This window comes from Rhodococcus sp. APC 3903 (genome assembly GCF_030407755.1).
GTDB lineage: Bacteria > Actinomycetota > Actinomycetes > Mycobacteriales > Mycobacteriaceae > Rhodococcus_F > Rhodococcus_F erythropolis.
Window position 1 is genome coordinate 19,478 of the sequence record NZ_JASDCV010000039.1, and the last position, 11,008, is coordinate 30,485.

At 62.3% G+C, this 11,008-nt stretch carries 7 protein-coding genes; 5 read left to right on the forward strand and 2 right to left on the reverse strand.

Annotated elements, in window-relative coordinates:
- The first annotated feature begins 23 nt into the window (after positions 1–23).
- A complete protein-coding gene (locus tag QMA15_RS30515; RefSeq protein ID WP_290288382.1) occupies positions 24–1,244 on the forward strand; it encodes an MFS transporter in 1,221 nt (406 codons plus the stop codon).
- 1,038 nt (positions 1,245–2,282) lie between these two features.
- Here the strand turns inward: QMA15_RS30515 and QMA15_RS30520 are convergent.
- A complete protein-coding gene (locus QMA15_RS30520) occupies positions 2,283–4,016 on the reverse strand; it encodes an FAD-dependent monooxygenase (protein ID WP_290288384.1) in 1,734 nt (577 codons plus the stop codon).
- Positions 3,982–4,938 carry an MBL fold metallo-hydrolase gene (locus QMA15_RS30525; protein WP_290288386.1) on the reverse strand — a complete coding sequence of 319 codons (957 nt, stop codon included), beginning with the start codon at positions 4,936–4,938 and terminating at the stop codon, positions 3,982–3,984. Before QMA15_RS30525 ends, QMA15_RS30520 begins: the two co-directional genes overlap by 35 nt.
- Before the next feature lie 118 nt (positions 4,939–5,056).
- Here QMA15_RS30525 and QMA15_RS30530 point away from each other — a divergent pair, with 118 nt between their 5' ends.
- From QMA15_RS30530 to QMA15_RS30545, 4 genes are all read left to right on the forward strand, one after another.
- Positions 5,057–5,620 (forward strand): MarR family transcriptional regulator, encoded by a 564-nt coding sequence (locus QMA15_RS30530; protein ID WP_290288389.1) that lies wholly within the window; start codon positions 5,057–5,059, stop codon positions 5,618–5,620.
- Between the two features lie 536 nt (positions 5,621–6,156).
- On the forward strand, positions 6,157–6,999 hold the full coding sequence (locus QMA15_RS30535; protein ID WP_290288391.1) for a MoaF C-terminal domain-containing protein: 843 nt from the start codon (positions 6,157–6,159) through the stop codon (positions 6,997–6,999).
- Positions 7,000–7,064: 65 nt separating this feature from the next.
- Positions 7,065–8,519: an APC family permease gene (locus tag QMA15_RS30540; protein ID WP_290288393.1), complete on the forward strand. Its 1,455-nt coding sequence runs from the start codon at positions 7,065–7,067 to the stop codon at positions 8,517–8,519.
- Positions 8,520–8,608: 89 nt separating this feature from the next.
- Positions 8,609–10,072 (forward strand): aldehyde dehydrogenase family protein, encoded by a 1,464-nt coding sequence (locus QMA15_RS30545; RefSeq protein WP_290288397.1) that lies wholly within the window; start codon positions 8,609–8,611, stop codon positions 10,070–10,072.
- Positions 10,073–11,008 lie beyond the last annotated feature (936 nt).

Genomic DNA, 11,008 nt, shown 5'->3' on the forward strand with positions numbered 1-11,008 from the left:
TCACCCTCACGAAAGTACATCCGATGCCCCAGACTCTCGTCGGTCACCGCACCCCCTTCGACAGCACCGACCCCAATTCCGCAGGGCGAATAGCTCTCATCGTGCTCTTCTCCTCTGTCGTCGGCACGCTCCTACTCATGGCACCTGCCGTGGCAAGCCAACTCCAACAACAGCTCTCGCTCAACCCATCGCAGACGGGCGACCTGTTCTCCATTGAGCTCGGCGCGATGAGTTTCGCGTCACTCCCCGCACTGTGGTGGATGAAGAGATTCAACATCCGCACCATGTCCACACTTTTCGGGGCAGTGTTCATCGCCGGCAACATCAGCTCAGCGTTCATCGACGAATACGGGACTCTCCTGGTCGTTCGCTTCCTCACCTCCCTCGCGGGCGGCTCTCTGATGGTCCTGTGCATGTCCCTTGCAGCGCAGACCAAGGACCGCAATCGGGTGTACGGATTGTGGGTGATGGGACAATTGTCCTTCGGCGCGATCGGACTGGCCGTACTTCCGAAATTCTTCGACACCTTCGGAATCGGCATCGTGTACTGGGTGCTGGCCGCCCTCATGATTGTCGTCCTTCCCCTCGTCCGCTTCCTGCCGCAACGCAACATCGTCGCCGCCCGCGCCGGTGAGGACACGACGGGGATACCCGACAAATTCGTACTTCGAGCGAGCCTGGGTCTGATCGCGGTGCTTGCTTTCTACATCAGCCTCAGCGGGATCTGGACCTTCGTCAGCGGCATCGCGAGCGCGTCGATGATCGAGACCGAAACCTCGAGCGTGATCTTGTCCATCGCCACCGTTTTGGGGATCGTCGGTTCGGCGGTGGCCACCGTCCTCGGTGCGCGACCGAGCGCCCGCGTCAATCTGCTCGTCGGCTACCTGGCCATGACCGTGTCGGTCGCCCTACTGGCGGGAATGCCCGGCCTTGTCCGATTCACCGTCGCAGCACTGTTGTTCAAATTCACATGGACGTTCATTCTCCCCTACATCATGTCCACCCTCTCCGAGTTGGACCGATCCGGAAGGCTGGTGAACCTGGCGAACATCGCGATCGGTGGCGGATTCGCAATCGGCCCCTTCATGGGCGGACGACTGGTAGAAAGCGCCGGCGGGTACGGCTCACTGATCGCGGTGAGCGTTGCCGGGTTGCTCCTGTCGATGGTGCTGATTCTCGTCTCACAGCCCCGTCGCGCCGCTGCCGCGAGCCCCGCACCCGCAGTACCGCAAATGGCCGAATAGTACAGCGCCTCAGCCGAACCCGGCATTCAATACTCTGGACCCCGCAGCTGCCCCATCCCTCCCGGACGTCCCGACGGGGCAACCCCAGTGCCTCGCTGAGTGTGACTGCGCTCGGCGGGTCAGCCGCTCGATCCATCGACCCGGCCAACATCTCTCGACGTGTGTGAACACCCTCTGACGGTGGTGTTCACACACTGCGTTCAGTCGCCGCGCGGGGAATCTGCCGAAGACCGCCTACTTCACTGTTCGCCGGAGAACTGCTGGGGCAGTGCACCGGCGGACATCGTGCGCCGGTGCACTCATCCCGTGAACAGGATCCGCCATCTCCGAACGCTCGACGAGGCGCAGGGCGGCGTCCACCCGCGCGCTCGAGATTCGGCTCCGTGCAGAATCACAATGTCGGTCCGGAGGAAGTTCATGAATGTGGCAGATCTACCTGAACGCACATCGGCGTCGCGAACCTTGCGCCGCACGAGCTCGCTGGCAGTGTTGTCCGTATGCACCAAGGTCGCGACACCGAACTCCGACATCTCGGCCGTCTGCGATGACAGACGCCGTGCGGCATCTCCGCACGCAGCCACCGCCCACGGCGCCGCGCCTTGTTCCGCGATCAGGTCGCGATAACCCGACCCCCTCCTCTGCGGGCCTCGCAGCCGGTGCATCGACGGACGTCGAATGAAATCCGTGCGCCCGGAACGACGTCGGAGACAGCGTCATCCGACCGATCCCGCCGAGTCCGGAAGCACCTCGAGTGATGGAGAAACCGAAAAACTGCGTGATCAGTCTCCACGTACAGACTGATCACGCAGTATCGGACCGAAGTCGCAGATTCCCGCCGGCCACCCGTGACTGGGCGCTCGGTGACTGCGACATCAGATTGAAGTGCTCTCGGCTAGAGCTCTTGGCCGAGAGTCATCGACCAGGTTCGCTCGTCGGCACGAGGAAATCGCCTGGACAGAGCAACGGGCCCCACACCGTCAGAGGCGGTATCTCTTTCCGAGAGGGGTACGGCACCGACGATGGCTGTGCCGAGATCGATCAGCTTGGCGTCGTCTCGTACGCGCGGCGTGGATGCGCAGACTTCGTCGTGGCCGCAGCGCCTACTGCGCGCTGCAATGCCGGGCCGAGCAATTCGGGTTGGCGGCTGTCGAGCACGGCGCTCACGTAGGAGTCGGGGCGGATTACCCAGATGTCGTGGGGGACAGGACGCATGGCGTCGATGAGTGCGCCGGTGTTGTCGAGGGAAGCGAACCGCTCTACCCGCGTGGGTACGGGCGTTTCGGTGCTCGCGCGGTCTCTGAGTTCGCCTGCATCCACCGCCTCGCCGACCAGGAGCAAGAGTCCGTCTCTCGCGATCTGGCGTAGACGCGTGGCCCCTGAGGTGAAGGCTGAATCAACTGGCGTATCCGGAAGGAGAATGCCGGGCCCGGGTTGTGGGACCGAGCCTTTCGGTGGACGTCCGGCGAACGGGTGCCCCGGGTCCGGCGTGATGATGGGCGAGGTGGTGTACCAGTACGGCTCGGCCAGTCGACCGGAGTCGACATGAGATCGGAGCTGCTCCTGCGATGCGCACGCCGAGAGGATTCGCGTGCGGAAGTCGCTTTGAACCTTGTTCTGGGGTACGAGGAAATCCATCGTGGCGGTCGTGACGTCGATGTTCTCCGACGCGGCAGCGTGACGTTCGTCGTGGTAGGTCTCGAGGAGGTCCGCGCTCGCCCATCCTTTGATGACGAACGCCAACTTCCATGCCGCGTTCTCGGCGTCTGCGACGCCGGAGTTCAGACCTCGCGCCCCGAAGGGCGAGACGACGTGTGCGGCGTCGCCGGCGAGGAGTACGCGGCCCATGCGCATACGGTCAGCGAGTCGAGAATGAAAGCGGTACACAGATTTCCATGTGATCGTGTACTCGACGTCGCCGATGATCTGTCGGATTCTTCGGTCGAGATCCCCCGAAGCCTCTTCCGCTGCGAGATCGTAGTCGCCTGGCACTTGCCAGTCGATGCGGTAGGTCGAGTCCGGGCACGGGTGGATCAGCACCTGGCGACCTGGATTCCACTCGGGGTCGAAGTAGAACCGCCGCTCGTGTGCCCAGTCGGGAAGGTCCGCCTGAATATCGCAGATGAGGAACTTGTCATCGAAGGAGCGCCCTTCGAACGAAATGCCCAACTGTTCACGGATCCTGCCGGCTCTCGATCCCAGTGCCACCACGCAATAGTCGGCCTCGACAACTACGTGTCCCTGTGGGGTGGTGACGTCGACATACGTTCGAGAGTCATCGTGTCGGACGCCGTCCACGTGGTGGTTCCACCGCACCTCGACGAGATCGCTGGCCGCTATCTGTACGTCGAGCAGCTCTTCGGTTCGGGCCTGGGAGATGTTGACGAACGGCGGGAACGAGGATGCCCCTTGATCGACGAAGGTCTGCGCGAACACCTCGTGGTCGCGGTAGAAGGTGCGGGCGCAGCCCCAGGTCACTCCTTCGTCGGCGAGTTGGCGGCCCACTCCGATTGCATCCCACGCTTCGAGGACGTCGCGTTGTTGGCATATCGCTTTGGAACCGATGGGATCGCGTTCCGGCCGATTGTCGAGGATCAGCGATCTGATGCCCCACCGGGCGAGCATCAAGGCGGTGGTCTGCCCGACCGGCCCGTTTCCCAGCACCACCACGGGGGGATGGACGGCTTCGTTCGTCATCTCGTGCACTTTCGTCGTCAAGGGGTTTCGGTGGGATGACCGGTCAACTCTGCAGCTGGTCCCACACTTCGCGGTCACGCTCGGCGGTCCAGATGACCGGCCGTTCGATGCCGGACAATTCGTCCCAGACGCGGGAGACGTCGAAAGGGAGGCAGTGTTCGAAGATCGGCCAGTGGCCGTACTGCTCGTGCAGAGCCTCGTGGGTTGCCTCGAACGCCTGCTTCAAAGTTCCGCCGCGCTGCTGGACGGCACCGACTTCACGGATCATCACCGCGAGAAATCCGCGGGTTTGTTCGATCGCTGCGTTCACAGCATCCTGACCATGGGAGACCGCGCCGCGGCCGCCGATCAAGACCTCCGCACCGAGCGCCTTGACGTTGTCGAGCGTCTTGCCTGCCCAGTCGCGGTGGAAGGCATCACCAGTGTAGAGGGCAGCCTGCGCCTCTACGAGATCGCCGGCGAACAGGATCTTGTGCTTGTCGACCCATGCCGTGACGTCCCCTTCGGTGTGTCCGCGCCCGTGATACTGCAGGACGAGATTTCCGCGGTCTCCGCCGAGGTCGATCGTCAGCTTGTCGGAGAACGTCATTGTCGGCCAGGTCAAGTCCGGCACCGAGTCGGCCTGCTTCGCCAGACGTGGCATGCGGCCGAATTCGCTTGCCCAATCTTCTTTTCCGCGCTCCTCGATGAGCGCGAACGTGTTCTCGTGCGCCACGATCGTCTCGGCATCGAATGCAGACGCGCCGAGCACTCGAACCGCATGGTAGTGCGAGAGAATGAGGTATCGCACCGGCTTGTCGGTGTGCTGACGCAGCTTCTCGAGCCAACTCTGCGCCGCGACGGGGGTGGCGAGGGCTTCGAAGCAGACCACGAAATCCTCGCCCTCGATGGCGCCGATGTTGGGATCGCCCTCCGCGGTCAAGGCATACACGCCTTCTGCGAGAACCTCCAATGTCTGTTCCTTCTCGCCGAGATCAGCCGAGGATGCGAACGATGTCACGGTGAACCACCTTAAATAGTCAAAGCTTTGATCGATTGCGTGTGTTCAATGTAACCCGACTCACACGATTGTCAAAGCTTTCATCAATGTCGGCGGCTTGGCGGCTACGCTCAGCGGCATGACAGAGCACGAAACTGCCACGGCAACAGCAGACGTCGACGCTGTCTCCGAGCTGGACTTTCTGACCTTCGTCGAATTCGCGGTCGCCAAGGCCACCGCCGAACTCGCCGAAATCGACCCGTTGTCGATGCGCCTGGTCCTCGCCCTGCACCGGGTCACCAGCTCCCTCGTCTACGACCTCGAAGCCACCGTGCACCGCCCCAGCGGTTGGAGCTGGGCAGGCTTTCGGATCCTGTTCGTACTCTGGCTCGCCGGACCCAGCGAATCGAAAACCGTGGCCAGCCTTTCCGGCATGAGCCGATCAGCAGTATCAGCGCTGGTGAAAACCCTCGAACGTGACGGATTGGTGACGCGCACCCCGTCGCCAGCCGATCGACGTGCAGTCGAAATCGAACTCACCGACGCCGGCCACGACGCCATCGTGCAGACCTACACCAGGCACAACCGGCTCGAGCAGGAATGGACCAACACCCTCAGCGAGCCCGAACAGCTGGTTCTCATCGGCCTTCTGGAGAAGATCGCGTTGGGCAATGCTGCCCGCGCGAGCATCAAACGCCGCTGAGCCAAGGCGCACGGCTGCCCCACTCGACACACTCGAGAGTCTGGGGCAGCGCCCCCAACACTGAGAGATTCCCTCCGCCGCGTGATCCCACTCGAATCCACGGGGCGCGTCAACTGCCATCTCGCGCAGGCGCATACCGGCGGAGGCGGAGTGTGACCTTTCTCGAACGTCGCCATCGCAGGACGACGAACACCGAGAACCCGGCCCTGCGACCAAGTCTTGGTTCCGTCCGCCGCCGGCGCAGCCCCTGCTGCGGCGAGCGCAGTTCCGCAGCCTGGACGGCGCCGATCACAAACTCGCCCCCTGCTCTGCTCCCTGCTCCTGCGCCCGTTCACGCGGCGCACGAAAGCCTGGCCGCCGCGCCCACCGCCCGGAACGTCGCCCTGCCTTCCACGAATTTTGATCAATGCCTTGATTATGAACGGCAGTTCGTGCATCCTTGTGTCACCAGTCACAATTGACCATTTGACTAGTTTCGGGGCGGTCCATCACAGACCCTCCCACGACATGACGAACACCGGAAAAGAGAAACAACGATGACCAGCTCTGCACCGACATTCAGTTGGAACAAGGACGACTGGGCTCCGCTCAGCGAAATGGCCGACGGGTTCGACGAATATCGTCCGGCGTACAGCGAAGCCCTCGTCGGTGAACAGCTCGTCGTCGACGGCAGCTACATCGACTCCGAAGACGATGCCCGGTGGACTCTCACGTTCTCCGCGACGACCGTGAGCTGGCAGATCGCCGCCGAAGGCGCAGTGCGGTCCGGCGAGGACGCGTACGAGCTCTTCGAGATGCAGCCCGGCCTGTTCTATCTGCACTTCCGCCAATCCGACGCCGACCATCCTGTGGTGCTCAGTGCCGCCGTGGACATCACCAGTGGTCAAGTCACCGGGGCTATCGGCGAGCTGGGATTGCCGCCCCATCCGCACCTTGCGCGGCAACGCTGGTTCCAGGGCCAGATCGACGGCTCGGGCGCACCCGCGTCCGCGGCGCATCCGACGACCGACGAATTGATCGGCCGCCGCATCCGCTACGCCTACAGCAGCGACGACGTCTACGACCACCTCTACCTCAACGAGAACATGTTCACGTGGCTGTGCCTTGGAGGAGCGGAACTGGGCTTCGGCGACACCGACAGCTGCACCTATTGGAAGCTTCGCGAGAACACGTACCTCTTCTCGTGGCTGGAGAAAAATGTCGGCGTCGAAGGCATGGTGCTGCTCGATTTGAACGCGATGCGCACCGTCGGAATCCAGTTCGGCATCGATCAGCTGTCCGGCGAATTGGTCAACATCACGATGGGCTCACATGCCCACGAGTTCGAACGAGTACCCGGAGTCTCCCGCGTGTGCCCGGGGCCCGCCGCATCCCTCTGAAGCGTGATCCGTCCCCCGGCGAGCACTGAAATCGGTACTTGCTCCCCACTTCCCAGGAAGAAGCCATGTCCAGTGCTCCGCCCCCCGCCAGCATTCCTCACGATGTAGGCGGCCTCGACTCCCCTGCCCCTGCGGGACTGCGCCCGGGGCGCCTGGGAGTCGCCGCGATCATGTTCTTCGTCATCGCCGCCGTCGCCCCGATGGCCGCCGTCATCGGGGCATCGCCGGTGGTGTTCTCGGCGAACGGAGCCACAGCGCCTCTGGTGTATCTGCTTGCGGCACTGCTGTTCGCGGTCTTCTCCGTCGGATACGTGGCAATGAGCCGGCACATCAGCAACGCCGGCGGATTCGTCGCCTACATCGCGCGAGGCCTCGGCGCGAAGGTCGCCACAGCAGCGGCAGGGGTGGCGGTTCTGGCGTACACAGCACTCCAGGCGGCGCTGTGGTCGCAATTCTCGGTCTTCGGAAACCAGCTCATATCGGACAAGCTCGGAATCGACATCCCCACCTGGGTCCTGATGTTCGGCGCGCTGGCCATCGTCACCGCACTGACGATCATCGGTGTCGACGTCAGCCTCAAAGTTCTCGGAGTCCTCGTCGCACTGGAAATCGCCGCGTTCGTCATTCTCGACGTCGCAATCATCGCCAGCGGAGGTGCTTCAGGAAATTCCCTCGCCGCGTTCGACCCGTCGAACCTCGTCGGACCCGGCATCGGAATAGCTTTCCTGTTCTGCATCACCTGCTTCACCGGGTTCGAAGCCACCGTCGTCTTCTCCGAAGAGGCAAAAGATCGCCACCGCACCATCCCTCGTGCGGTGTACGGCTCCATCGGCTTCATCGGAATCTTCTACGCATTGACCACGTGGGCGGTAGGAAACTCGGTCGGCAACACCAACGTCCAGTCCGCGGCCACCGAGGACCCTGCCGGGTTCATCTTCGCCGTGGCCACCACCGAAGTCGGGCCGTGGCTGAGCACCACCATGGAAGTACTGGTCGTCACCAGTTTCCTCGCGATGCTCATCGGCTTCCAGAATATGTTCGCCCGCTACCTGTACGCACTCGGACGAGCAGGAGCGCTCCCGAATCGACTGGGCATCGCCAATCCGAAGACATCGACACCCGCAGTTGCAGCAGCATGTGTCGGAGTGACACTGGCGCTGGTCCTGATCGCTTTCGTCCTTGCCGGGGCGGATCCGATCACCGTCACATTCAGCTGGCTGCTCTCACTGGGTACCGTCGCACTGATCGCCATCTTGACGTTTGCGGCGATTTCCGTCGTCGCCTTCTTTGCGCGCACGAAGGTGGAAACGAACATCTGGAAAACCAGAATCGCACCGGGTTGCGCGGCAACAGGATTCGCAGTAGTGATCTATCTGGCCTTGACCAACTACGGCGTTCTGCTCGGCGGCCAAGGCGGGACAGCGCAATGGCTGCTGCTTCTGATTCCGGCATTCGCGGTTCTCGGATTCAGCTGGGCAGTGTTTCGTCCATCCATCGACTTCGAAGCCGAACTCGTCTGACACCCGCCCCTCGCATCAACCCGTCCAACGTCGAAGAATTATCCTCTCCGCCGGCATCTTTCACGAGACCGACTCGAAACGAGTACATCATGACGATCACCTACGACGATCTGCTCACCGCCAGCTCCGATACGCACGGTCAGGACATCGTCGATCCTGCGACCGGTGAACGGGTAGGACGAATCCGGTTCCGCACGGTCGACGAACTCGACGCGGTCATCGATGATGCGCGGCGAGCACAACCGGCGTGGGCCGCCACAACCGATGACGAACGCAGAACGCTGCTCCTGCACGCTGCCGACGCGATCGACGCCGCCGCCGAACCCCTCGCGGAAATCCTCTCTCGCGAACAAGGAAAACCACTCAACGGCCCCAATGCCCGCTTCGAGGTCGGCGCCTGCAGTGCCTGGCTCCGTGCCACAGCAGCGACCGAGCTCCCCGTCGAAACCGTCTACTCCGACGAGAAGACCCACGCCGAACTGCACTACAAGCCCCTCGGGGTGGTCGGTGCTATCGGCCCGTGGAATTGGCCGATGATGATCACCACCTGGCAGATCGCGCCAGCTTTGCGGATGGGAAACACGGTGGTGGTCAAACCATCCGAGTACACACCGCTGAGCGTGAGCGCCCTGATCAACGTCGTCAACGGTGTCCTTCCCTCGAACGTCGTGACCTCGGTCGCCGGAGAAGGCGCACTCGGAGCTCGACTGTCCAGCCATCCAGACATCGCCAAACTCATGTTCACCGGCTCCACCACCACCGGACAGAACATCATCAAGACGTCCGCCGACACGGTCAAACGGCTCACCCTCGAACTGGGCGGCAACGACGCCGGTATCGTGCTCCCCGACGTCGACCCTGCCGCAATCGCAACAGACCTCTTCTGGGGAGCCTTCATCAACACCGGACAAACATGCGCCGCACTCAAACGTCTGTACGTCCACACAGACATCTACGAGGCGGTCTGCACCGCCTTGGTCGAGGTAGCACGCACGATGCCGATGGGCCGCGGCCTCGAAGAACACAACATACTCGGGCCACTCCAGAACCGAGCGCAGTACGACAAAGTTTCACACCTCGTCGACGCCGCACGAGAATCCGGCGCCACCATCGTGCTCGGCGGGGACCCCGACCCCACCGCCGCGGGCAACTTCTACCCCACCACACTCGTAGCCGACATCGACAACGACAACCCCTTGGTCACCGACGAGCAATTCGGCCCCGCCCTGCCGATCATCCGTTACGAGAACCTCGACGACGCCATCGCCATGGCCAACGGACTTAGTTTCGGCCTCGGCGCATCCGTGTGGAGCAGCGACCACGAACACGCCCGCAACGTGGCAAGTCGCCTCGAAGCCGGAACCGTCTGGATCAACTCCCACGGCGGCGTACACCCGATGATCCCCTTCGGTGGCATCAAAAAATCTGGCTACGGCCTGGAATTCGGCGCCGAAGGACTCAAAGCAGTGTCCGCTCCCCAAGTAATCACCTGGGCCACAACCCCAGACGGCAACCACACAACCGAAACGACGATGGTGCGTAGGCAGTTGTAAGTCGCCACATCGTAGGCGTGGGCGCCGAGCGCCACAGCATTCCGAGATGCCTGACATGCACCTCGACCGAGATGCGGCCCAAACGTCGTGCCGAAGAATCTTCATCTTGTGCAACTGCCGAGATTGGTTGAGGGACAGGAGCTTGCCAGTCCAGAAATTCATCCAATTTCGGGACCGCTGTTCCTGCCGACAGTCGGGTCGCGGCGAAAATGGATAGCCTTCCATTCCCCCAAAGGAACGACGGGTTCTTTCCTGTGCCGAGAATCCCACCAACCTCGGGAATATCGACGACATCAACGATCTACCTCCATCCGCGACCCCCCGAGGCTGCGTCACTGGCTACTCAGGGAATACTGTCGCGCGATGCTGTCGATTCCGTCGGCGCCGACGATAAGATCGAACTCTTCGGTCCGATTACGACATCGAATCGCACCACCACACTCAAGCCCGGTCACTGCAGAGCTCAGTCGCACAGTCACCGACTCTCGAAAGTGCAGTGCGGAGAACATCGACCAGATCGGCGCGATACATGCCGACGAAGTTACCGTGCAGTGTCCGAAATCTCGCCTCGCTGGTCCGCATCAACTACGGCTCCTGGCGATTACGTATATCTCCCGCCCACCCTGGGGCGGCGCTCCTACGGATGTCATCACCTGCTCACGGGCGATCTAGTGCAGCAACTGCGTTCGGCGACAAAGTAATTCCGCCCCCCTATAGTGCACTACCAATGAAACCCACTCCACACCAAACGAATACTGAAACGTACTGACACAACAAAATTCAAAGACAACCAAAAACGAGCCTCACAACGCGCACCACCGAGCCCGAACATCGCCGGTCGGCCCACGCAGCACCGGCAACAAACGCCGCCGTGTTGTTTCTGATGTACCCCGAGTTTCGTGGAGTCGTCATATTTGACTTCAGGCTACGGGTTGG

What these genes read in the sequence shown, in the direction of transcription:
- QMA15_RS30530 (WP_290288389.1), top strand. Translation starts at nt 5,057, where the DNA reads ATGACAGAGCACGAAACTGCCACGGCAACAGCAGACGTCGACGCTGTC.
- QMA15_RS30540 (WP_290288393.1), top strand. Translation starts at nt 7,065, where the DNA reads ATGTCCAGTGCTCCGCCCCCCGCCAGCATTCCTCACGATGTAGGCGGC.
- QMA15_RS30535 (WP_290288391.1), top strand. Translation starts at nt 6,157, where the DNA reads ATGACCAGCTCTGCACCGACATTCAGTTGGAACAAGGACGACTGGGCT.
- QMA15_RS30545 (WP_290288397.1), top strand. Translation starts at nt 8,609, where the DNA reads ATGACGATCACCTACGACGATCTGCTCACCGCCAGCTCCGATACGCAC.
- QMA15_RS30515 (WP_290288382.1), top strand. Translation starts at nt 24, where the DNA reads ATGCCCCAGACTCTCGTCGGTCACCGCACCCCCTTCGACAGCACCGAC.